The sequence below is a fragment of the Pauljensenia sp. C0170B5 genome, assembly GCF_056590195.1.
Genome location: NZ_JBWPVR010000001.1, coordinates 109,793 through 133,394, shown reverse-complemented (window position 1 = coordinate 133,394; position 23,602 = coordinate 109,793). Strand labels below are relative to the sequence as shown.

At 55.2% G+C, this 23,602-nt stretch carries 23 protein-coding genes and 1 pseudogene; 2 read left to right on the top strand and 22 right to left on the bottom strand.

Annotated features, from left to right (window positions below; translation table 11 throughout):
* Positions 1 to 4 precede the first annotated feature (4 nt).
* The 20 genes from AC1EJZ_RS00595 to AC1EJZ_RS00500 all read right to left on the bottom strand — a co-directional run bounded on the left by AC1EJZ_RS00595 (position 5) and on the right by AC1EJZ_RS00500 (position 22,050).
* The gene (locus AC1EJZ_RS00595; protein ID WP_285015461.1) at positions 5 to 1,453 is read right to left on the bottom strand and encodes a GH1 family beta-glucosidase; all 1,449 of its coding nucleotides are present in this window, start codon (positions 1,451 to 1,453) and stop codon (positions 5 to 7) included.
* Positions 1,450 to 2,523 carry a carbohydrate ABC transporter permease gene (locus AC1EJZ_RS00590; RefSeq protein WP_227469248.1) on the bottom strand — a complete coding sequence of 358 codons (1,074 nt, stop codon included), beginning with the start codon at positions 2,521 to 2,523 and terminating at the stop codon, positions 1,450 to 1,452. The genes AC1EJZ_RS00595 and AC1EJZ_RS00590 overlap by 4 nt, the downstream gene beginning before the upstream one ends.
* Complete coding sequence (locus AC1EJZ_RS00585; protein WP_083314412.1) at positions 2,520 to 3,620, bottom strand: carbohydrate ABC transporter permease; 1,101 nt, start codon at positions 3,618 to 3,620, stop codon at positions 2,520 to 2,522. Before AC1EJZ_RS00585 ends, AC1EJZ_RS00590 begins: the two co-directional genes overlap by 4 nt.
* Before the next feature lie 112 nt (positions 3,621 to 3,732).
* On the bottom strand, positions 3,733 to 5,040 hold the full coding sequence (locus AC1EJZ_RS00580; RefSeq protein WP_227469246.1) for an ABC transporter substrate-binding protein: 1,308 nt from the start codon (positions 5,038 to 5,040) through the stop codon (positions 3,733 to 3,735).
* 250 nt (positions 5,041 to 5,290) lie between these two features.
* A complete protein-coding gene (locus tag AC1EJZ_RS00575) occupies positions 5,291 to 6,172 on the bottom strand; it encodes a sulfite exporter TauE/SafE family protein (RefSeq protein WP_285015453.1) in 882 nt (293 codons plus the stop codon).
* A complete protein-coding gene (locus AC1EJZ_RS00570; protein ID WP_480293760.1) occupies positions 6,169 to 7,545 on the bottom strand; it encodes an anaerobic sulfatase maturase in 1,377 nt (458 codons plus the stop codon). The genes AC1EJZ_RS00575 and AC1EJZ_RS00570 overlap by 4 nt, the downstream gene beginning before the upstream one ends.
* A 152-nt stretch (positions 7,546 to 7,697) precedes the next feature.
* Positions 7,698 to 8,042 (bottom strand): peptidoglycan bridge formation glycyltransferase FemA/FemB family protein, encoded by a 345-nt coding sequence (locus AC1EJZ_RS00565; protein ID WP_058237573.1) that lies wholly within the window; start codon positions 8,040 to 8,042, stop codon positions 7,698 to 7,700.
* Positions 8,043 to 8,080: 38 nt separating this feature from the next.
* Positions 8,081 to 8,215 carry a hypothetical protein gene (locus AC1EJZ_RS00560; protein ID WP_285015450.1) on the bottom strand — a complete coding sequence of 45 codons (135 nt, stop codon included), beginning with the start codon at positions 8,213 to 8,215 and terminating at the stop codon, positions 8,081 to 8,083.
* A 24-nt stretch (positions 8,216 to 8,239) separates the two neighbouring features.
* Entirely contained in the window at positions 8,240 to 8,464 is a 225-nt protein-coding gene (locus AC1EJZ_RS00555; RefSeq protein WP_058237574.1) for a hypothetical protein, read from the bottom strand.
* A complete protein-coding gene (locus AC1EJZ_RS00550) occupies positions 8,461 to 8,805 on the bottom strand; it encodes a hypothetical protein (RefSeq protein ID WP_157886420.1) in 345 nt (114 codons plus the stop codon). Before AC1EJZ_RS00550 ends, AC1EJZ_RS00555 begins: the two co-directional genes overlap by 4 nt.
* Before the next feature lie 309 nt (positions 8,806 to 9,114).
* On the bottom strand, positions 9,115 to 10,167 hold the full coding sequence (locus AC1EJZ_RS00545; protein ID WP_480293758.1) for a permease prefix domain 1-containing protein: 1,053 nt from the start codon (positions 10,165 to 10,167) through the stop codon (positions 9,115 to 9,117).
* 9 nt (positions 10,168 to 10,176) lie between these two features.
* Positions 10,177 to 10,497: a PadR family transcriptional regulator gene (locus tag AC1EJZ_RS00540; RefSeq protein WP_092649007.1), complete on the bottom strand. Its 321-nt coding sequence runs from the start codon at positions 10,495 to 10,497 to the stop codon at positions 10,177 to 10,179.
* 936 nt (positions 10,498 to 11,433) lie between these two features.
* On the bottom strand, positions 11,434 to 12,189 hold the full coding sequence (locus AC1EJZ_RS00535; RefSeq protein WP_092649008.1) for a cyclase family protein: 756 nt from the start codon (positions 12,187 to 12,189) through the stop codon (positions 11,434 to 11,436).
* A 39-nt stretch (positions 12,190 to 12,228) separates the two neighbouring features.
* Entirely contained in the window at positions 12,229 to 14,784 is a 2,556-nt protein-coding gene (locus tag AC1EJZ_RS00530; protein WP_092649009.1) for a DEAD/DEAH box helicase family protein, read from the bottom strand.
* 1 nt (position 14,785) lies between these two features.
* Positions 14,786 to 16,459, bottom strand: a complete 1,674-nt coding sequence (locus AC1EJZ_RS00525) for an Eco57I restriction-modification methylase domain-containing protein (protein WP_092649010.1) — start codon at positions 16,457 to 16,459, stop codon at positions 14,786 to 14,788.
* Positions 16,456 to 17,100 carry an N-6 DNA methylase gene (locus AC1EJZ_RS00520; protein ID WP_092649011.1) on the bottom strand — a complete coding sequence of 215 codons (645 nt, stop codon included), beginning with the start codon at positions 17,098 to 17,100 and terminating at the stop codon, positions 16,456 to 16,458. Before AC1EJZ_RS00520 ends, AC1EJZ_RS00525 begins: the two co-directional genes overlap by 4 nt.
* Positions 17,101 to 17,600: 500 nt before the next feature.
* Entirely contained in the window at positions 17,601 to 17,777 is a 177-nt protein-coding gene (locus AC1EJZ_RS00515) for a hypothetical protein (protein WP_157886421.1), read from the bottom strand.
* A gap of 817 nt (positions 17,778 to 18,594) precedes the next feature.
* Positions 18,595 to 19,539: a hypothetical protein gene (locus tag AC1EJZ_RS00510; protein ID WP_257590332.1), complete on the bottom strand. Its 945-nt coding sequence runs from the start codon at positions 19,537 to 19,539 to the stop codon at positions 18,595 to 18,597.
* Between the two features lie 2 nt (positions 19,540 to 19,541).
* Positions 19,542 to 20,546 (bottom strand): hypothetical protein, encoded by a 1,005-nt coding sequence (locus AC1EJZ_RS00505; protein ID WP_257590333.1) that lies wholly within the window; start codon positions 20,544 to 20,546, stop codon positions 19,542 to 19,544.
* Between the two features lie 211 nt (positions 20,547 to 20,757).
* Positions 20,758 to 22,050, bottom strand: coding sequence for an ApeA N-terminal domain 1-containing protein (locus AC1EJZ_RS00500; RefSeq protein WP_480293755.1), 1,293 nt, complete (start codon positions 22,048 to 22,050; stop codon positions 20,758 to 20,760).
* 285 nt (positions 22,051 to 22,335) lie between these two features.
* Here AC1EJZ_RS00500 and AC1EJZ_RS00495 point away from each other — a divergent pair, with 285 nt between their 5' ends.
* Positions 22,336 to 22,545: a helix-turn-helix transcriptional regulator gene (locus AC1EJZ_RS00495; protein ID WP_092649014.1), complete on the top strand. Its 210-nt coding sequence runs from the start codon at positions 22,336 to 22,338 to the stop codon at positions 22,543 to 22,545.
* Entirely contained in the window at positions 22,542 to 22,988 is a 447-nt protein-coding gene (locus AC1EJZ_RS00490) for a hypothetical protein (protein ID WP_092649015.1), read from the top strand. The genes AC1EJZ_RS00495 and AC1EJZ_RS00490 overlap by 4 nt, the downstream gene beginning before the upstream one ends.
* Positions 22,989 to 23,064: 76 nt before the next feature.
* Here AC1EJZ_RS00490 and AC1EJZ_RS00485 read toward each other — a convergent pair.
* Both AC1EJZ_RS00485 and AC1EJZ_RS00480 read right to left on the bottom strand, forming a co-directional pair.
* Positions 23,065 to 23,133: pseudogene (locus AC1EJZ_RS00485) on the bottom strand (LPXTG cell wall anchor domain-containing protein); the annotation flags it as partial.
* Between the two features lie 15 nt (positions 23,134 to 23,148).
* Positions 23,149 to 23,598 carry an InlB B-repeat-containing protein gene (locus AC1EJZ_RS00480; RefSeq protein WP_480293754.1) on the bottom strand — a complete coding sequence of 150 codons (450 nt, stop codon included), beginning with the start codon at positions 23,596 to 23,598 and terminating at the stop codon, positions 23,149 to 23,151.
* Between the last annotated feature and the right edge of the window lie 4 nt (positions 23,599 to 23,602).

The window sequence follows — 23,602 nt, the reverse complement described above, 5'->3', positions numbered from 1 at the left end:
TCCTCTATTCCTGGGCGTCTGGAATCTTCAGCGTTCCGGTGCGCATGACGTCGCGGTACCACAGCGCTGAAGCCTTCGGTACTCGCTCGAGCGTGTCATAGTTGACGCGCACGATGCCGAATCGCTTCGAATATCCCAATGCCCATTCGAAATTGTCCATCAGTGACCATTCCAGGTAGCCGCGCACGCGGGCGCCCTCGTCAATTGCCTGGTGAACAGCTGCCAGATGATCACGAATGTACACCAAACGGTCGTGTGAATCGTCAACGTAGTCGTGCTCATCAGCAGCATCAGGGTAGGCGGCACCGTTCTCGGTCACCACAAGGTCAGCTCCTGCCGGCCCGGTGTATTTCTGATATAGGTCGGTGAGCAGCAGGTACAGGTCGTGAGCGTCGACTTCCCATCCCATATCTGTCAGCGGCAAGTTGCGCGAGACTACGCGCACAGACGATGAACCGACTTCCGGGCTGGAACGCAGCACTCCCTGCGCATTCGGTGCAGGCACCGATTTCCTGTATCCATCCTCAGGTGCGGCCACTGCCATTCCGTTATAGAAGTTGACGCCCAGCACGTCGATCGGCACATGAATCGTCTCCATGTCTCCGGGGCGTACATACTGCATGATGTCGGCTTCCAGACGCATGTCTTCGACCACGTCAGCAGGGTATTCGCCGCGGAAAATGGGGTCGAGGAAGATACGGTTGTGTAGCCCGTCAATTCGTCTGGCGGCATCACGATCAGCCTCGCTATCCGGGTCAGCGGGGTGTGCGACAGTGAAGTTCAAGGTAATTCCACGCGTCGGCTCCTCACCTTTTTCATTGGCGAGGGCGTCGATGGCACGTATCGCCAGTCCGTGCGCCAACAGCAGGTGGTGCGCCGCCGCCACAGCCTCATCAGGGCTGGTGTGACCGGGTGCATGCTCACCGCATGCGTAGCTGAGGAATGACGAGCACCACGGTTCGTTCAGCGTTGTCCACACGTCCACGCGGGCGCCAAAACGGTCGTATACGGCGGCTGCGTAATCAGCGAACAGTTCGGCGGTGTGGCGGTTTGTCCAGCCGCCCTCGTCCTGCAGGACCTGCGGCAGATCCCAGTGGTAGAGCGTGAGCCACGGCTTGATTCCCGCTGCGCCGAGCTCATCGATCAGGTCACTGTAGAACGCCAGGCCTTCTTCGTTGAGAGTGTGCCCGTCAGGCATGACCCGCGCCCACGACACGGAGAATCGGTAGGTGCCGACACCGAGGTCTTTCATCAAGGCGACGTCTTCTTTCATGCGGTGGAGGTGGTCGCATGCGACGTCGATAGTGGATCCGTCGATGATGGCGCCCGGGGTTTGGCAGTGAACGTCCCAGATGGACGCAGCTTTCCCGCCCTCGTATGCGCCGCCTTCAACCTGAGCTGCCGCGGTGGCGACGCCCCATCGAAAATCTTCAGGGAAAGTGAGTGTGGTCATCCTTTGACAGCTCCTTGCATGACGCCCGAGACGAGGTGTCGTCCGGCCAGGAAGAACAGAATAATCAGTGGTGCCGTTGCCACGACGACGCCTGCCATGATCAGGGAGTAGTCCTTGAAGTAGGAGGCTTGCAGCAGTTGCAGTGCAACGGGCAGTGTTGGGTTTTTCGCGCCCAGAACGATGAACGGCCAGAAGAAGTTGGTCCATGAGCCGACGAACGTGAACAGGGCAAGCATCGCCGCGGCGGGTCGTGCAGCTGGAATCGCCACTGACCAGAACGTGCGGAACATGGAGGCGCCATCCACGCGGGCTGCCTCGATCAGTTCGTAGGGCAGTGCGTCGCGGATGTACTGCGTCATCCAGAACACGCCGAATGCGCTGACCATGCCCGGCACGATGACGGAGGCGAGTTTGCCGCTCCATCCCAGTTTTGTCATCACCATGAACAGCGGGACAACGCCCAGCTGTGCGGGCACCGCCATCGTCGCGATGATGAAGGTCAGCAGCGGTTCACGCCCGCGGAAACGCAGCTTCGAAAACGCGTAACCCGCCAGCATCGAGAAGAACACCACAGAGGCGGACGAGATCACTGCGACGATCACCGAGTTGATGAACGCCCCCCACACGTTGATGTCGGAGTTGAGGACGCGCTGAATATTCTCGATCAGGTGCCCGCCCGGAATCAGGGAGGGAATCGGATTCTTGGCAATGTCAGGCGCGGTGGACGAAGCGAGCAAAAACGCGAAGTACAGCGGGTAAGCAGAGATCAGCAGGATCACTACCAGCAGTGCGTACTTGTACCACCGCGGCCGCTGGGTCGTGCCGAAACCACGATGTTCGGGTGTGTCCGCGCGCCGGCCACGCTTTTTCCGCACAGGTTCGGAGAGCTCATGAGCAGTTGATTGAACTGACGAGGCAGCCTGGCTCTTTCCTTCCTGAGTCCGTGCCCTGATGGTGCGACGACGGTCTTGCCTGGCTCTCGCGCGCGCCGCTGCGCGCGCAGCCCTTTTGCCGCATCGCTGCTCAATCATGGCAATCGACGGCTGGTAAGCACCTTCAAGGGTACTCATGACAGGTCAGCTCCTTTCCCTGCAGAAGTTGAATGTGCCGAACGGTGATCGGAGTGTGCGGCCGAGGTGGCAACCAGTTCGTGCTGCGCACCCGATTTGTCGGAGCGATGTTGTGCTTCGACGGCGCGCCGACGCGCCTCGCGCTTCTCAGCACGGGAAACCCTCTGACCGGAGGAGGAAATTCGCTTGGTCAGGAGGAAGTTGATCGCCGCGAAGAAAACGATGATGAGGAAGAGCAGCCATGCCACGGCAGATGCCTTACCGAAGCTCTTTTGCGCGCCCCACCCGACCTGGTACAGGTACATCGTCAGGGTCAGCCACTGGTTGTCGGCGCCGCCACCACCCATCGTGTCGTACATGCGCGGCTCGTCGAAGATCTGCAGGCCGCCGATAGTGGAGGTGATGACAACGAAAATAATGGTCGACCGAAGCTGCGGGATCGTCACCGAAAAGAACTGGCGGGCCGGGCCTGCCCCGTCAACGGTTGCCGCTTCGTACAGTTCACGCGGAATCGCCTGCATGGCGGCCAGAAGAATCAGAGCGTTGTACCCCGTCCAGCGGAAATTCACCATATTCGCAATAGCGATATGGGAGGCCAGAGCGTTGGCATGCCAGCCGATCGGACTGATGCCCACCATGCCCAGCAGCGTGTTGATCATGCCTGACTGGTCAGCGAAAACTTTCGAGAAGATCAGGGCCACGGCCACAGGCGCCACAACGTAAGGCAGCAGCACACCCATGCGCCAAAATGTCTTGGCACGCAAGTTGGCATCGAGCACCCAGGCAATGAATATCGCGGCGATGATCTGCGGAATTGAGGACAGTAAGAAAATTGAGAATGTATTGCGCAGCGCGATCCAGAAGACTGAATGGTCCAGAACGGCTGCGTAGTTTTCAACTCCGTTGAACCCTTTATCCCCACCGATCAGGTGCCATTTATGGACGGACACCCAGGCTGTATAGACCAGGGGGAACAATCCGGTCACGGAGAAAACAATAAAGAATGGCGAAATGTACAGGTACGGAGAGGCTTTGTACTCGAATCTACTGAGACGATCTCGCCATGTAACGCGCGCAGTGGCAGCATCGCTCGACATGGGTTTTCCTGTGTTCTTTCAGGTAGAAAAGCACGAATGTGCAAGATGGATCCGATGAGCTGGGGACTGTGGCGGGCCCATTTTGAGCCCGCCACAGTCTCACAGTGAGGAGTTATTGAAGATCAAGCTGGTTGTATTCAGCAATAACCTTGTCCCAGGACGCCTGGGCATCATCAGTCTTGTCGACATCGACGCGCGTAATGCCGTCGGTGACCAGCGTGGTCAGAGCGAAGAAGTTGGGTCCCTTGTACGGCTGGACCGTGATCTTCTTCGACATGTCAGAGAAGATCTGCCCGATCGGAGCGTTGTTGAAGAACTCGTTGGTGTATTCGGTCAGCTCCGGAGAATCCAGTGCTTCCAGCTGCGAGGGGAAGTTGCCTTTGGTCTCAAATGCCTTGATCTGCTGTTCGGGTGCGGTCAGCCATGCTGCGAGTTCCCTGGCTTCCTCCGGGTGTGCGCCCTGCGCAGGAACAGTCAGGTAGGAGCCGCCCCAGTTACCACCGCCACCGGGGAAGACAGGAGCCACGTCCCAGCCTTCGACGCCTTCAGCATTTCCTTCGACAACGCCGAGCATCCACGGCGGGCACAGCATCGTGGCAAAACCATCATTCTGGAATGCGTTGGTCCAGTCTTCCGACCACTGTGACAGGTGGGCAGACAGGTTATCCTCGACCGACGCCTTCAGTACCTGGTCGTACACCTTCTTGATGGTGTCGTTTTGGTCCAGCGGGATCACGGTATTGTCAGACTCTTCGAAGGGCTGTTCAACCTGGTTCAAAATACCCTGGTAGGTACCGGTTCCACCGTCAAACCACGGAATTCCGGTTGCCTCGACGAACTGTTTGCCGACTTCGAAGTACTTGTCCCAGTCGCCTTCCAGCAGCTTGGCCACCTCATTGCGATCAGTTGGCAGGCCGGCTTTTTCGAACATGTCTGCGCGGTAGCAGATGGCTTCCGGACCGGCATCCGTGCCGTATCCCATCAGCTTGCCATCTTCAGTCATCGCAGCTTCGGCCTTCCAGTCCAGCCAGCGACCCTCAACGTCAGGTGAGCTCAAATCGACGAATTCATCTGGGTACTGCTTCAGTTCGGGCCACCAGTCCACTTCGATAGCTTCGATGTCCGACAGGCCGGATCCTGCTGCCAGACGGGTGAGCATGTTGTCGTGGGCTTCGTTCGAGGTGGCCGCTTTCTTCTGCTCGACCTTGATGCCCGGATGTGACTCCATGTATTCGTCAAAGAGGTTGTCGTAGCCAAATTCGTTGAATGTTGCGACAGTCAGCGTGATGTCGCCGTCTGATCCGCCGCCAGCCTCGCCTGATGCTGAAGATTCCGATCCTCCGCCTGACGAGCAGGCTGCCAACGCAAGTGCGCCAATTGAGAACACCCCGATGGTGCCCATCATTTTTCTCGATCTCACAACTACTCCTTCGTATGTGATGGTGTCGTCCATTGCCGATGCGCATGGACCAGCGCCCTGATAAGGCCACCTTTGGGAGCGCTCTCTCATTGTGTTCACAGGCTGAGAGCGCTCTCAACAGGATGTTTCCCATCATGCCACCATAGTGAGTAGGCTGCCACCGTTAAATGGACACAATTTAGTAACACCTCTCACAAGGCGGGTGTTCAGGCTTTCGTCGGTACTTCTTGTGCCTGACGGCAACCGTTGCTCACAGTGCCACAGCTGTGGAGACCAGCGTCGCTACGGCGACGATTAACAGCAGCCCACCGAAAGTCAGTGTCAGGGTGCTGTCTTTGGCTCGAGTGGTCAATTTTCCGCCGAAGATTCCACCCACCATTGAGGCAGCCGCGAACGACAGTGTCACAACCCAATCGACGCTCACGTGAGTTCCCACCCGAGATAGCAGTCCCATCGCTGAGGCAATGATCATGATCAACAGCGACGTGCCTGACGCTTCCTTGATCGGGAATTTCAGCACCAGCACCAGCATCGGAACAACCGCGAACCCGCCGCCGACACCGAAAAAGCCAGTCAGGAAGCCTGTCAGTGTTGCCGCAGCGATCAGTGCCCAGACGTTGACGCCGTCCAGTGAGAAAAGACGACGAGGCGCGCGGGCACCCTCGTCAATACGGGTGGAGGAAGGGTCAGCATCGTCGCCATCAGCACCATCAGCGGGAGTATCGTCGAGGGCATCTGTGGACGCATCGCCGGATGACGATCCGGCACGGCGCAACACTCGCCAGATCATGAGTGTGCCCACGCACAGCAGCAATGCGCCAAAACAGAGCATGAGGATGGTGCCGTCTACCAGCACGCTCAGGCGTGAACCGGCCAGGGACCCGATGCACGACAGGGCTCCGAAAATGAGCCCTTCCTTGATTCGAACCCGTCCGTGGCGCTGGTGGTCAACGATTGACACGACGGCGGTCAGAGCCACGATGACCAGCGACGAAGCGGCGGCAGAATGGGGGCTCTGCCCCAGCAGATACACCAGGATCGGGACGGACAAGATGCCGCCGCCGGCGCCCAGCGCGCCCACCACGACACCCACCGCTAATCCGACTGCCAACGCTGCAACAATGCTCATCATGTCCTGCATGTTCCCTTTCGCGTGTCATTCATAATGTCGCTGGCGGGCCGGCCCGAGACAATCAGGCCCGCCATGCGCTCCAGGTCAGCGCTGATGTGTCGGTAGAAGTGCTCGTATCCGGCGCACAGATAGTTCTGCCCGTACTCTCCGTCGACCGAGCGAACGAAGCGGTCCTTCGGGCATCCGCCATAACACAGCTGCAGGTACGGGCAACGCCGGCATTGTCCGGTCAGCTCGAGGCGTTTCTTGCGTGAAAAGCGGCCCATCGTGTCAGTTCGGGCCAGGTCAGCAAACGCGTCCGATGCCACGTTTCCCACAAGCCAGTCAGGTTCAACCCAGTGGTCGCAGGCGTACACATCGCCGTTGAATTCCATGGCGAAATTGAATCCGCACTCGGGCGCATGCACGCACACCGACGCGGCACCGAAAAGCGCAGACAAGGCTGAATCGAAATCCTGGACGAAGACGCGCCCCACATCGCGCTTAACCCAGCAGTCGAAAACGGTGGAGAGGAACTGGCCGTACGCCTCAGGGTCCACGCTGCGTGATGTCACATCCGAGCCATGCTGACGGTAGAACACGCTCGGAGCGCGCTCCCCTTCGCCGCGCCAGCCGTTTTCAGCCAGATCAGCATATTCGGGGTCGACGCGCTCCACGATGGGAATGAACTGCATAAACTCAGCGCCCAGCTCATCGCGGAAGTACTCGTACACTTCGCGGGCGTGGTGTTCGTTCGCATGGTGAACGGTGCACAGGACATTGCAACGCACACCGGCTTCCTGCAGGTATTGCCACCCTCGAATCACCATCGTGTGTGTGCCGCGGCCACCCTTATTCAGTCGGTAGGCATCGTGCAGCGCCTCAGGCCCGTCAATCGACACACCAACCAGGACGTCGTGCTTGGCCAGGAATTGCGCCCAGTCGCGGTCGATCAGAGTGGCGTTGGTCTGAATCGCGTGGACAACGCGTTGCGAGGGGCGGCGGTAATCCTCGCACAGCTGGACGGCACGTCTGAAAAAGTCGAGTCCGCGCAAGGTGGGCTCGCCACCTTGCCACAGCATCGTCACCTCGCCGTCGGCGCTGGCGGCCAGGAACTCTGCGATGTATCGCTCCAGCGTGTCCTCGCTCATGCGTTGGCGCAGCACGTCGTAGAGCAGTTCCTTCGACAGAAAGAAGCAGTACTGACAGTCGAGGTTGCACGCCGCACCAGAGGGTTTGGCAACGACGGAGAAAGGAAATCTTTCGCGTGCCAGAGGTGTCCCGTCGAGAGAAGGGGCCTCGGTGCGCACATGTGGAAACGGCAGTGGTGTCAGTGCCGGCACGGAGTCTGCTGCGGGTTCGGGATCCGGCGCTCGAGGTGATCCGCGTGTCATGGATACCTCCTGCCCGTTCATCGTCAGCCGTTTTGATCCAGCGTAGTCACGGTTTTCGCTCAGGCGCCACCGCATCAAGGCCCGGGCGGGATGTCTTATGCAACGTCACATCGTGCAGTGATCGCGTCCCTGCCCGACAGTTGGCTCCCTCGTTATTGACGAGGGGCGTGCCGCATCACTGTTCGAATGCGCGCCAGCTGATCACGCAGTTCGGTGAGACGCAGGACCAGGCGGTAACGAAGCATGTTGATCGGGATTTCCCCGTACGTCCACACCTGTGTCGGTTCGGCAGCAAATTTCGTCTTGAACGTATCGAGGTGGGCGAACTGGGGAGCGTCTTCTGAGCCGATTCCCATCAGATCCAGGGTGTGGCACTTGCGTTCGCGGGCCACCTGAATCATCTTCCACACCAAGGCGTCGGGAGCCAGTTCGCGTTTGGCCTGAGGCGTGGCAGCGGCAAAGTAGTAGGTGGCGAGGTCGTGCGCATGGGTCATCATCAACCAGGCCGAAGATTGACCTTCGGGGGCGTAGGTGATCAGTGTTGCCGCATCCCCTGTGCCAATGCAGTCAGGAAGTCATGGTAGTAATCGCCCGTGAAGGTGGCGAAGTGTTCCGCGCTGCCGAGATTGTTCATGATCTCGACAAGAGGGCGAAATTCTTCAGCGCTCAAAGAGGTATAGGTGTGAATAGCACTCTAATCGATCTCGCGCAGGGCTTTCCGCGCGTCGCGTCGCCCTCGTTTTTTCATGCGAGCGAGCACATCGGAGTCCTCATCGCCCTTAAGGTCCAGCATCACCGTACGATCGTAGGCCACGGCATCGCTGCACGGCAGGCACTGCGCCTGAAGGCTCGCCACAATTCTGAGGAACGTGGCATCACTGCGTGATTTCTTGACGTACGCGGCTAGGTCATCGATCATGCGTCGTTCAACTGAGGCAGGGGGCGCTCATTCCAGACCGGCCCGCCACGAGACCACAGGAACGGTACACGATGAGTCTCATACGACTTCAAGGTTAAGACTGCTTCATAGTGCCCATCAGTCCACAGGTGGCGGGACCCCTCACAAAGGTCGCGGCCCTCATGCAGTGCGTCCACGCGATCCCATTGCACTGTCGCCTCGATCGGCACCAATGACTGCGCACGTGACAGGAATGCCTCGTATTCCTCGTCAGTCAGTGTCTGGATATGCGAATCAGCCGATACTTCCGCTGCAGTGTAAGGGTCGCGCGAAACGGGCGCGCTTTTTTCTTTGTGACTCACGACGCTCACCTTCTGTGTCTGACCTACGGAGCAGGGATGATGATCCGTATCCCACCAACCGGCCATACTCATTGGAAAAACGTCACTGTAGGCGGATATTGCGCCGAATCTTTCGAGCTCCTCAACGGACAACAACGGTTCAGTAACGAGTTGCAATTCCTCATCGTAGCATTTGGATCATCCCGAGGATCTCACTGTGATCACTTGAGGCTGACACCACAAAGGCCCCGGCCCATGACACCTCACCCCGCCGATCAGGCCACTCGAGAGACCGTTCGTCGGGGTGAAGCTCAGATGATTGCGATGCTTCTACTTTTCCGTGCTGAACATGTAGTTCGTGGCCACCACGATCGCGCCGTAAATCAGTCCGGCGATCGGCCACACCAGCCACGAGGTTTCCCAACTGCCCAGGAATGACACCGCCAGGAAGATTGCAACGGTCAGCAGCCAGTACACTCCGCTGATCATGCCCAGAGGGCTGTGTGAGGTCTTCTTGGCCAGGTCGTACTCTTCAACCTGCAAGATGACGTTCATGCCGTTCATAACAGTCTGAACTGCAGTAATGCTGTAGGTCGCGACGGCGAAGACGATCAGGGAGAGAGCAAAGCAGATTGCCAGTATCCCGTCCCCGAACACGTCCGACAGTATACTGCCAAGTATCAAAATCAGTAGCCCGACGATGTAGGAGATCACGGAGATCGTAACGGCACGCGAATATGTCGGCTTAAACTCCTTCTTCTGCTGCTCAGTTCGATACGTTGCGGCAATGGTGGGCGCCAGAATCTTCTTCGACATGTCCTCATACTCACCTGAGTAGGGGTTTTTCAGCATGAAGTACAGTCCGAGGCAGACCAGAATTGCCACTACTGTCAATCCGATGGCACCAGCGATCATCTCAACGGTCTCGCCGCGTCCGTCAGCCACCATGCCACCGCAGATCAAAGCGATTGGAGACAGGATAAATGCTGCCACTCCCAAGGCGATGGGGCGTGCCCGTTTGCGTCGATGCTCAATGAACTCGGCGGCTCGTTCAGGACTGATCTGAATCGGTGTATCAGCCAGGGTGACTGTGCGCTCGGTCGGTGCTGTCACCTGGGGATCGTCCACCTGGCTTGCCGCTGCCGACTGGGGTGATGCGGCCTGGGCTGGAGCGGCTACTCCCAATTCTGCTGCCAACTCATCAACATCTCCGAAGTCAGCGATGACCTGGGACAGTGCGTAGTGTTCGGGCAGTCCCTGCGCCAGGAGTTCGTCGTATTTGTCTTCCATCAGCTCGAGCATTTCACTGCGGGCCTGGTCGGTTTCAGGGGTGTGGGGAAGGGATGAGAACATGTACTCGAGATATTGCTTGATGGCTTTCATGATTACTCCTCAACGAATGAATTGATCAACGAGGGTTTTGGTGTCGTTCCACTCGGAGCACTTGTCATGGTAATAGGTACGTCCTTCTGTGGTGATATGGAGGTAAGTCCGAGGTTTTCCGCCGGTTCGGGTGCCGGGGTACGAGGTCACATATCCGCCTTTTTCAAGGCGCTTGGATGCGGAGTACAACGTCGTTTCCTTCATGACGAAGTCACTGTTGCTCAGTTCGGTGATGGATTTGGATATTTCGTAGCCGTAGCTGTCCGAGTCGAGCAGAACTCGCAGAATCATCAGTTCCGTGCATCCGCGCAGAACTTCACTACTGACCATGTGGGTTCCTCCCTTTGTGATCCCGTCGCCGCACTGTTGTGGTGATGTGTATGCCCCTCAGCAAGTACTCCATGTGAAGTACTACGTCTGATGTAGTAAACACTGTACACCTACTACTACGTCACATCAAGTAGTTTGGGTCACTTCATGGTGCGGTGATTTCCGCCTTACGTGTGTTGGCAGCGACTGAGCCGAAGATCACGCGCTGCACCTCCTAGAGGCCGAAGCCGTCGACACCTCGTGCATCAGTGTCGATCGAATCGAATTCGCTCGCCCGGATTCCGTGCAATATCGACACCTCTCGCATCAGTGTTGATCATGCGACTTCCCCTCGTCCACCACTCCCATCGCGCCGAATCCTCGGCTCATTCACCCCACTCACCGTCTCTTGCGCACCTCCAACCCAGTCCCGCCGCTTCCTCGCACAAAACCCTAAATTTGACGCCTCGTTGTGCACATTCCCCTAGATCTAAGGCCACCACATGCACATTCCCCTAGATCTAAGGCGACCTCGTGCACGATGCCCTGGAAAAAAGAGAGCCTTTTCAGCACTCTTTTCCATGTGTCCACGTCAGCCGGCATTAGCTTCAGCGACGCCCGCGACAGACCTTGTTGATCTAGGGGTTTGTGCAATTTTCTGCCTAAATCTAGGGCTTCGTGCATTTTCTTCCCTTAAATCTAGGGGATTGTGCGTTTTTCTCCTCTAGATTGAGGAGATTGTGCACGCAGACGGCTGCTTGACGATCAGCGCCGACGGTCAGCGCTGGCATGGCGGATTGCGGAGGCGAGCGAAAAGTTCGGACAGTGTGCGCTACGCGCAGTGTTTAAGGCGAGCGCCGGCGTGGCGGATCAGGGGGTGCAGGGCAGATCACGCTCATCGATGTTGCTTTCATTAAAAGTTGTGCCTAACGTAACTAAGCAATTCCTAATTCACTGTTAGAAAGTGAGAGTGCGTTTATGCGCCACCTGGCGAAGACTCTGGTGACCATCAGTGCATCGATTGCGCTGATCAGTGGATGTTCCACTGGGGCCACTGACGCTGGCGAATCTGACCTGGCGACGCATCAGGATACTTCCGCCCAGCCGGCATCGGCTCAGTCCGGGCAGGTCCCACGCGACATTATCAGTGCCTACCGCAATTGGTCGATACGTCGCCAGCCATTGAGACGCACTCGGGTGAATGCCGGGGCCGTCGAGGTGGCGCTCGGCATTATCCCAGTTGATGTCGTTGCCCAGTCGAACAAAGATCACGCTTCCCGGTTCGATGTGGGTGCGTTGGTCGCGTGCACAGTCTTCGAGGTCCTGCGCGGTGACCTGGGTTCTGGGTGGGACGCGACCGTTTTCTGATCGCGCGGCCACGTCGAGCAGCACGCCGGGCGCATCAATGATGGGAATGCTTTCCGCGCCTCCTTCTGAAAATCCGTCGTAATTTTCGAGGGTGTCTGCGCGAGATGAGCACCCGTAGAAGTGCAGATCGTCTGCCTGGTGGCATAGCGCGTCGATGTGTGTTCCGGCGTGCTCGTTCATGACGATCACGCCGGAGGCGCTGGAGCGCGGCAGTGTGCCGGGCTGTTCGCGCAGGGTGTCTTTGTGGCGACGGTACAGATGGTAGGAGTATCCGGGTCGGTGGGATCCCAAAACTGGCATACCGTCGAAGCGTTGCTGTTCCAGGTCAATGATCTGAGGTGTCATGTCCGCCTCCGCACTTTCGTCGGTGCACGCCGCGATATTTCAGTCCTCAAGAGTGATGACTGTGTCGAAGAGGCCCACATCTCTGAGCTCTTTGTGCGAGCGGATGCCTGTGTAGCTAAGCGATGCGTCCTCATAACGACGAAACGCGAAAACGGCCTGATTCATGTGGATCGAGTTGAATACCCCCAAGTCTACGAGGAGATGAAAATCATCAACTGTCAAACCAGTTACTGTCTTGAACAAGTCAGGCTCTATTTTTGTGATTACGTCTTGCAACGTATTTTCCCGGAAGTCTGTCAGGTACATAAATGCCGGAATGCGCGTAGCGAACTTGATGAGCTTCTCTTGAATCTGCTTGCGCTTGGACTTGTATTCCTTTTCCTCTGCTGTAAGTTCCTTTCTTTTGTCTCCTGAAAGAGTGTCGCCTTTTTGCTTCTTGGTTTTCGACACTGACTCGCTCTTGTTAACGACCGTTTCGAAGACGTCTGACCCAAGCGAGCGGAAGCCCTCGATGTTCATAATGGCTTCCATTGCGGCTTCGTTGTTCATAATCTTGCGCAACGTAGCGTTGTCTACGTTCACCAGAATCGCAGACTCCCACTTGCGCGCCAATAAGGTTGCTGACGTGCCTGACATTGCGATGTCAAGGATGCTTCCGGCATCTATTTGCGTCATATTCGCCCCGTCATAAGCGAGCACTGGAAGGAAACTCACCAACTCAGCAACGGCATTCTCCGGGTTCGACATCTGCGGATTGAGCCCAGCACCATAGTCTGCTACCTGCCGAAGAGCTCGAGTCGGTGCGAAATCGAAGACGAAAGCAACAGGCTTGAGGACTTCCTCCTTTGAGGGATTGTCGCCATTTGGGTTCTTAATGGACCACGGAGACTGCACACGAAACGCTGCCTGGAAATAAGTTTCTGGACTGGCGAGGTTACGCAGCATCAAAATCGATGACCACTGCTTCACCGTGACACCGGTGGTCAGCTTTCCACACGAAAGTGTAATTGTCTTCGTCTCATGTCCATCCCTAATAGCTCTCCGCACAGGTGGGAGTGCCTCTATTCCCACGCCTGCACCTGCGCCCGCCACTACAAGTACCTGGTAGTCATGCCAGTATGTGTTATGTCGAGCCTTCAAAAGATTCGCCATCGCATGGCATGCAGCTACGTTGGGCATAAACCAGAATGAGTGTTGCATATACGGCAGTAAACGCGAATCAGCATACGGGAATGGTGGTCTCGTTCCAGCTCTGAGCGAGTCAAGTTGAGTTGGAGCATGCTCTCCACGAATGAGATCCAACCATTTCTGTACATCTGACTCATGTTTGAACATCGCTTCCCGGCCCGTTCCGGTGGCGGAAAAGAACTCGTTCAAATCGAACTCATCGAATTCCCCTTGGTGGGCTGTAGTAATTAAGTCATCAGGCATTTGGTACGTCATGAGACGTAATTCAGGCAACGCACCGTATGGATTCCATGCGCCGGGCTGTTTTTCGGCCCATTCTTGTTTGGCGCGTTGCTCATCGGTATATGTCCAGTTGAAGATTTGTTCTTCAATAAAGTCGCCTGACCCTATTGCGCGAAACGGCGTACCAGATAAGTACAGGTAGGCACGCGTGGTGATCGGCAAGAACTCATCCTCGTTGCTACCCAATTCATCGAGTTCTTGATCGAAGGTTTCCAGGCCCTCATGGAACTCGACTTTGAGTTCTCGTGCGGCTTCTCTTTCATCCTCACCTTCAAAGAGTTCCTTGACGGAGTCGCGCCACGCCCCAAAGTGATATTCATCAAAAACGACCAAATCCCAGTCCACTGCGTGGATCCATTTGTTTTTCGCCTTGATTAGGCCCGTTCGACGATCGCGGCCCAGTAGGTCCTGGAAAGATCCGAAATATACGAACGGACGCTCGCGATCAAAATCCAGTTGGCCCTTCATCGTTGCCGCATTACCATATTGCCATCCCTCAAAATCAACGTGGTTGGACAGGTCCTCTTGCCACGCATCCTGCACAGCGGGCTTGAAAGTCACCACAAGGACCCGCATGGCGCCCATTCGCTTTGCCAGTTGATAGGTTGTGAACGTCTTTCCAAAACGCATCTTTGCGTTCCACAAGAATCTCGGTGTTGCTTCTCCGTCCTCATGCCATATTGAGCGGTAATACGCCAAAGTCTCGCTCACTGCCCGATCTTGTTCGGGACGCATCTTGAACGTTTCATAGCGTTGCCCGGTGTATGTCTTTCCTGCGCGAAGTTCTTCGATGGCGGTCTTCACGTCTGCGGGAGTACATCGAACCCACTCTCTAGCCGAGCCGCGAGGGGGATTCTCGAAGCCTTTTGCCACAAGACGGGCAATCACATCCTTATCACTGAAATTGCCGCCATCTTCGCGCTCCGCAATCTCATCCACATGTAGTTCGTATTCCTGCTGCATCTGGCCCTGAGACTCTCGAATGCGATCATTTACATCCGCTTTTGTAGTCTGGCCAACCTTGATCAGTCCCTCATAGTCAACAGGCGGATTCTTTGGGGTCCACGCGTAAATATGCAGCCGGGATGAGGGCTTAGGTGGGAGTAAATCAGAAATATTCCTCATGTCACTTACCATTCATGGGACGTATTGACTGCTCGATTAGATTGATCTCCGACTCATCTAGCCCATAACGCGAGTAGAGCTCCTTATCGGAGAAACTATGGTCCCAACTTTGCAGAGGTACATACTTAAACCGGGACTTTGTAATGTGTTGAGTCGATGAGCGTAAAGCTACCAAAAAACGTACGAATTTCGTTATGACGTAAGAGAGGCAACTTTCAGCCTCCCTCTGACTTTCAAAAATCCCAAGTAATATGTATGTTTCCGTCACCACTGCATTCGGCTCAAGTATAGATGTTCGCCCCAGAACCCTCCTAGTTCCAGTTTTATCAGGCTGGCCAGCATGATCATGAGATGCGTTTGAGGTGAAAACTTTCCACCTATCCACCGCATCTAATCTCGTTCGTATTTCATTCCTAGAAATCCAATCAATCCCATTGTTCCGCACTAGCTTTACTGAATCAGTAGAAGTTATTTCTGAGCGACCTCGAAAATTAGTCGGAAATCCAAAAGGCTTACGTGAACTTACTTGAGTAGCCATTTGCAAGTTCTCGGGAAGAATTGTTTTCGACTCTTCTAGCGACGTTTTCATTTCGACTGAGTAAATCTTACGCAAAATCGATATTGCCCTACTGTTGCGAATGAAAATATCGTTTCCCGGTTCGAGCAAAGCGCGCTCAGACACGTCTTCATCGCCGTGTACATGGGTCGTGACACTCGTAATCCCGTTATGATTCTGCGCCCATAGAAAGTAGCAAATACCGCCTGCTACATCTACATCGGGGAACACATCACGGCTATCCGGAAAGTCATGGAGTGCCACAATTCGGGAATCAGTAAGCATTTCTTGACGGAAATCATCGAGTCCCTTACCTCCTGAATACCACCGTGCCGGAATAATCATGCTTAGATATCTAGGATCAAGTTTCTTTGCTTGATCGATGAATAAATGATAAATTGGCTTAGCGCTAACTCCGTAACCCCCATCACTGAGCTGGTAGGGAGGGTTACCGATTACAACATCAAAATGCATTTGTTCTCCAAACATCTCGTTCATACGAGACTTAATATCATCTGTGTGGATGAGGGCGTACGCGTGCGATTCCATATCATTACCGCGCGCATAGTCATCCTCACCCGCACCGCAGTAAACACAGTGTCGGTGCGTATAGATGGTCTGGTCACCGCCGGTAAGTGGGTCGAGGCGAACTTCCTTACTCCCCCCTACCCATGTATGTTCGGTGCGTTCGAACCAGATGTTTCCCCAGTCATTCTCAAAAGCCTTACAAATGGAGTGTTTACCGTTAGCCCACTTTGAACAATAAACACTGCGGCGTGCAAGCAACGCGGTAAGATTCGTGATCCCGATACCGAATACTTGGCGCGTCAAAATATGGTCTACACGCTGTTGCAGGTCGGGAATTCTCATGACAAGACCGCTTACAAGCCGACGGGTGATCTCACGGAGAAATACACCAGACTTAGTGAAAGGATCCAAAAACGTGACTTTTGGATTCTGCCACAGATTCTCGCCGTCGTGATCTTTCGCCCACGCGTCCGCTACTCGATCAAGCATCTGATTGGCAATATCCGGAGGGGTAAAAACTTCGTCGTTGGAAAGGTTTGCAACGCACGTCAGTACATCAGGGTTATGATTGACCAAATCCGTTATCGTCATAACACATCTCCCATTTCGGCCATTTCACGAACGGTCATGGGTTTATAACTGGTTACCGGTTGAAAAACGTCGTCCTCTTTAAATTCCCCAAAAAGCGCCACGTTGTATGCACTTCTCTTAGTTAGTTTGTCATATTTAAAATCACGCCTCTGGAACTTACCTCTGCCGAGGTATCCCCATTCAGAAAACGTCAACGACCCACCTGTAGGAGTCTTCATTGTCAGCGCGTCGGCCTGAACTATGTTTGCGGTGAGTACGACATCAGCAGCCTGAATCCACTGTTCGGCATCCTCTACGCCAATAAAAGCCTGAAAAATCTCACAAAGGACCCGCCGGCACACGCGCACATTGTCCTCCAATAGCTCGATTCCGTAGATGCACATGAGAGCAAGCAAGGCATAATGACGGCGTTCGAATTCGTTTTTTCCATAATTCTGTTGGACTGTCGTTAATTTGCGCTGAAGCACTTGCTTCAAGAAGTTACCCTCGCCGCATGCAGGCTCAAGAAACCGTGAATCGATGCGTTCGGACTCGCCTTTAACGAGATCTAGCATGGCGTTGACGATATGTGCCGGAGTGAAAACCTCACCGTGGTCCGTTACCCGTTCCTTAGACTTGACGAATATTTCCTTCTGATCCACCAAAAACCCCACTCCTTATCCCAAAATCAGGCTTGTTCCAGAGCCGACATAGCTCTCGATAAGCCCAACTCAGATCATCGATTACTTGGATGAACCGTCCATTCAACTCTAGGTCAGGTCAAACGCACAAAACTTGTGATAACACACTCCGCATGCATCTCGAGACCGGTCTTAGATATTATCCTCAGAATACCGCCTCAAGAAAACAAACTACGCTCCTACAAGAGGCACTTCTCTGACTAGGCATCGTTTGCGGCACCTTTAGTGGGTTGATACTCAACGGTACTAAGAAGTCACGGCTTGGTGCATGCACGTAAGCACGCCATGACCAGTGAATCCCAGGAGATTCAGTTATCCGCGGGATCTTCTGTATCCTTGCCTAATGCGGGCGCCGTGAGTGGCGACATCTAGGAATGCTAGCGCAAGCTGAGAAAGCAGAGCTGTTGTTGGACCGATCTTGGCGAGCTGCTTCGAATTCGACTGCTGCGATGCTGAATTAATCACAGTAGCAGGAGCAGTTCTCTGCCCCGGCCTGCTCTCTCCATCGGCTCGATTGCCTCGGATCGAGCGAGTGCTCCTGACGGGTCGATTGAGCCCGCCGGATCCGTCACGTCCAAGGGACCGATTGGCTTCTCTACTGCGTTGAACTTGGCGATGTCTCGCATCAGGGATGCCATAGTCCTTCACAGCTCCAATCGAGAAGTCAACGAGTTTCGTCAACGTATGTCCTTCCACACTGGCCATCTGCTTGAGCCGATACTTTCCCGCGGATAAGTAAATTACGCGGTTCGAGCTATGTGCACCAGCCAGCGTCTAGATCATCGTGTTCTTAGCCGTGTCTCCCTCACCCACAGCCGAGTCCTCTTTCCCAAAGCAGTGAGTATCTGACGCGTAATATCGGCCAGCTCCGCCTACGTCTTTGGCACCGCATCAGTCCGATCTCTGTTTGCCAGGATCTCTGCCTAGATTAGGAGCTCAGTTTTTCCATCAACGCGATAGAGATCGAACTTCGCACGTCCAGCTTCTTATCTCTGTCGCCCTCAACTGTTCAACCAGCAATTCCTTCGGGAGCAAGCGACAGGTCAAGTAATAGTGCTGCATCATTTGATGATAACCGTCCGCGTCATATGCGTGGGCGATGTGTCGGTTGCCGTCCGCTTCGTTCAATACCGCATCAGCTAGGACTGCTCCGGTTTTCGCTTTATTAACGTCGTTGCTCCAATACACGAGGCCGGCAATGTGCTTTGTCAATGCTGCCATGCTCAAATCAACCTCAGTACTCCCGTCCGGACTTAATAACGGAGTCCTCAACTTTCGTGCGTGGCGCAACCGCCCAGCAGAACGACAATCGCGTGATCTCGATCTGCCGCTGGTTCGGTATCCGCCGAATGACCGCGTGGACTCATATCAAGAGCCTCGGTAACAGCCACCAAGTCACTCCACTGGAACTTCCTCGGCATTGGCCTACGTTGCATCGTCCTCACATTCGACGCATTATTCACCCAGAGCCGAGCTCTTAGCAGCCACCTGTTCCTCCGCAGACAAACAGAAGTCATCGTTCATCTTGATTACGAGAGCGATTATGAGCTTTAGGACGGTGATGTAGGTCTGAAAGTGGGCACCTTCACCATCGCCATTCACTTGTGATCCGTGAAGGTATTTGTTGCGCAGCTCAGGCCCGTTACTGAACTCAACCTTATTGAGCATAAAGTTGAAGTAGGCAGCTTCGGCTTCCGTCAGCAGGGACGAGCGACGGGTCACCCACCCACGCTTTTCCATTGAATCCGCTTCTGCACGACCATTCTCCGAGAGGTGGAAGTAACTCACTGCCTCACTGGTGAACAGTGAATGAAGGATGCAAAACTGCTGCGGTTTCGCGATTGTCACCTGTGCCTCCGTATCCTGCAGGATACCTAGCTTGATAAGCTGATCAACCATACTCCGTTGATATTCATCAAAATCGCCATATCTGACCTCGTTCTTGAGTAGAAGTTCCGCGGCGCTTGTTCCTCTCAAGTCATCGCTGATGCACGTTAGCCTCGACTGGTCAGAAAAAAGCGCGTGGAGGATTCCTGTGATTTCTTGTTCATGTGTCGAGTAGATGTACTTTCCGTCTAGGAGGCTGGGTACCCGCTTGTATGCTATTGGGTCTGAACTGATGGAGAGCAAGTCGGGGTCGATTTCACCATTGTTAACAAACTGACGGAATTGGTTCAAAACACTCTCCATTTCGACGAAAAGGTGCCTAGTCCTTTCCAGAAAGGAACTTCCGGGCGTGGAGCGGGTGAACGAGAAGTTCATGGCGCCGAACTCGTCCACAAGATAGGTTCTAAAGAACCAGATGATAACATCTTCCAAGTCGATTCCCTTGTCTTCTAGGAAATGCTGGTAGAGCCTTGTCTGCAGGAAGGACGCCATTTCGGCGACTCGGAACGCCACACCTACCGGGTACTCGCTCTTCCCAGGCACACCCACGAAGCTTTCAAGGGCCCCGAGCTGCGAAGTGTCGAAGGGAAGCTCAGTATTACTTCGCGATTGGCGAACTCGAAGAGGTACTGGAAGTTATTGAGGACACTCGGGTAGTCGAGGGTTTCTTCCAACCAGCGACTGCTGTAACTAAATTGAGCGACTGTCCCATCAGAGTTGTCCAACTTGGACACCACTGGTTCGTCTTGGGTATCGGAGAGACACATCTCAACACCGAACCTGATGCCTGCCGTCTCCTCAAAGAGCTTTTGCGTCATCTCGGCATTGCGGCGCTTCGCTTTCAACTTCAGCTTGGCGTCAATCCCGGTCGCCACCATACCCTGGGATGAAGCGGTCTCGATCAACCTCACGTAGTTAGGGTTAGCCTCGGGACTGTCAAGGTATCTCTCCAGCAAATCGTGCACATCGCTAGTCGTCAGATTCGCAGGCAGGTGGATATCATCACGCGTGTTCTTCTCCAGATACTTGCGCACCACATGCTCTGCGTTCTGCGGCGATGCGAGCAGCCTTTCACGCATCTCCAGCTGGTAAGCAACCACGAGCTTCTCGCATGCAAGCATCTGACCAATGCGGACGCCCGCAGTATCAAGTACAGACAACATGATGGTTGGGTTGCACCGCTCGTACGCTCTGTTCCGGCCAAGTAGTTCGAGTAGGTCCGCGTGGTAGTCATAGTTGATGTCAGTAACGATGGCTTCACAGTTGGACTCGTTGACTCTAGAGAAGAACCGTGCCACCGCGCTGCGCATCCTTGGAACTAGGCTCTCAGCATGGGCGCGTTGTTCGGCCGTGTAAGTCTGGGGTAGAAAACCCTTCTCTATGTACGGCTGGACGTTGTGGAGCTCGATCGCGTCCACGGTCGTGGTCAGCGTGTCAGCATTCTCAAATTTCTCGATGAGCTCAGCCACGCGCGGCATGTACATCCAGGTCGCTAAATCCTGTGCGCCGTAGAACTTCACTCGTCGGAGGGTACCTTCGCCCATCAGTTGCCCCCAATCATACAATCAAGCCACGGGTTTGTACCTCGGCTGGCCGAAGCGTGGTTCCTTGGCCAATCTCATTGTAGAGATCACCCCGGACACTAAACCCGCCGAGCAGCTCAGTACGACACACCAGCGCGCCACGCCTCCTGGAAGTCGAGAGACGCCGCTGAAGACGCCTGTCAGAGCATCAAGCCCCGACTCGCCCCTGATCTAGTCGCTGCATGACGAGCTCCTCTGAGACGCCAAGCGCGGCAGCGAGCCAGCAGCGGATCAGGATTAGGCCCTCCCGCGTCCGTACCCAGGCTTCTCGTCCTTCCGTCAGATCGTTGTCAGCGTGTTTGACTCCTTTGTAGGCCTCGTTGAAAGCCTTGCACCAGGAATCACGGCTGCCGCCCTCGCCAACAACAGCGTCGGGTTCGTATCCCAGGAAGTCGAAGATGTTCTTGAGCAGCGCTTCATACGTTCCCGATACTTTCTTGTCGGGATTGGCTTTTTCGGCGATCGCGTAGCCCAATGCTTCGAGCGCCACGGCAACGTGAACAAGCTGCGACTCCACCGGAAGGGTGCGATGGAACAGGGCACTCATGGCGATCCAGGTCGGTCGAGACCAGTACGAGTACTCATTTAGCCACTTCGCAACAAGATCCGCGTTGGCCTCGTCAAGGAAGAAAAGCGGGTTATCATCGTCGGTCAACTGGCGGTCGGGATCGACGGTCCGACCGAAAGACGGTTGGTATGCGTCTCGCCAGAAACGACGCTCATCTGTCGGCGGCAGTTCCTGGTCGTCTTCCCTCATCACCGAGATCAGCCGCGATCCGCAAGGCTTGCCGTATACCAGGCACATGAGGTCTTGCATCATCCGATGCGTCTGCTGGTGCGTCTGCCAACTTTCAAGCTCAGTGCTAAGGGTTCGCACCAGCAGAGCGGTAGGGATCGTGAAGACGCCGCCCTTCGGCATGGGGTTGAAACGGAACGAAGTGCACAGTTGCAGATCGAGCGGGCCTCCCAGAGACAACGAATCCAAGTTCTTTGCCACAATCGAAACACCCTCGATGTCCTTTCCCTCCTCGCCCAGCATCAGTTGCGTTGTTACTGGAACCAGCTTCGCCCACTTGGCCAATCCGTCGATCTCCGAGGTCATCCCATTGACCCCTACATAATCGACTCCGTTTGCACCGGAGTGGATCGCGCGCCTGTAGCGAAGGCGCTCCAGAGAGTGCCCAAGAGACGACGCAGACGCACCCACGGTGTAGCCCTCGGCAAGAGTGAGCCATCCATCGCCATCCCGCAGAATGAGCGGGTCCGGGATTTGCCGACTGTCGTCATTCAGGCGGAGAGCCTCAACTAAATCCAGGGTTCGTGGCCATCTCACGAGCACACCCTTGGTGTCGAACTCAGCAACAACTACCTCGTCGGATCCCTCAGCGCCCGACCGCGTGTGCGCGATCCTCACGACACCAGGTTCCAGCTTCGTCGCCATTTGCCTCACCGCCGATTTTCCGTTGGATGCCGTCCTGCAGGCACAGCGCGGCTACCGGAACAATTCTCTCTGATGCCGGAGCCACTGTCACGAACTTCATGGGCTGCTGTGAAGTCGTACCTCGTCGTCCACGCTTCACATGTGCATCGCCCCGAGTTCCTGCGCGGCTTTCGCATGTGACATCGGGCGTGGAGCTACCACACAGATTGCAAAGCACGCTTGACAGTTTTTGCAAAGCTTACTAGTCTTTTTTGTGTCGGAATGCTTCACAGTGACAGGAGCAAGATGCGAACACAGATCCCGAAACTACGCAAAGAACGCAAGCTTTCACAGGAAGACCTTGCTCTGGCAGTCGGCGTCACACGGCAAACAATCACCTCAATTGAAACCGGTAAATACGTGGCGTCCCTGCCGCTGGCATACAAAATCGCCCACTACTTCGGCCTCACAATCGAGAACGTTTTCGACTTCACAGACCTGGAGAAAACAACATGAACGAACTCGAACAATACCGCACAGAACTCAAGAAGCGCCACAGCCTGGCTCTGATCTTTGTCATCGCCGGCCTCGCATTGAGTTTCTTCGGAAACTTAATACTGCGCGCAAACATCCCGGATGCACCGATCGTCAACATCATCACCGCAGCAGGAATTGTTTTCGAACTCATCTGCGTCGGCTACATGAGTTTCAACCTCAGCAAAATGCGCAATGACAGTACCTTGAGGCAAGCCTATATCCGTGAAACTGATGAGCGTGAAGCCGCCATTCGCGCTCATTCAGGCAGACCCATTGTCACCGTGCTGTCGATGACACTCGTCGGCGCGTCATTCATCGTCGGCGCCTTCAGTATCCCGGCATTCATCGCTCTTCAATGCGCGGCCGCATTCCAACTTATCGTTGCATTCGTCCTTACCGGATACTGGAGTCGCAAACTCTGAGCTGGTGCGTCAGACAACAGGGCCGGCGTCACACACCCCTTCGCCTTCGGCATACTACCCAGTATTGAGCTGGTGATCAGGCTTTGCGGCGTCGGATGACCATGGCGCTGCCAGCAAGCAGCATCATCACGCCTGCTGCCATCTGAACGTATCCGTCAGCTCACCCAGTGCTGGCAAGTTTCCGCGCAGAATAGCTCGGCTGGACCGAATCTCCCGGGTCGACACCTGGCTTTGGTTGAGGGTCGGGAACAGGTTCAGAGTCACGCGTCGTCCACTGAGCGTATAGTGTCATGTCCTCGGTCACCGGAGTAGTGCCTGTGAAGTTCGTGCCTTTCCCATCGCGTTGAGTATTCCACCCATTGAATTTGTAGTGGACACCGTCAACCTCCATTGAAGCAGGCAATGTCGGCATGCTCTGATCAGTTAATGAGTCAGCCTCAATACCCTTCTTGTGCACAACATTGATCGTGCCGAGGTCTTTTTCAGCAGCACCAGGAGGTGTGTTCTCATCGAAGCTCACCTTGTTGAAGGCAAATGTCACGTCCACGTTGTTGGCTTGCACCGGGCCAAGCAGGAGCTTGCCTCCAAGGGATTGTCCAAAGACGTTCACTACG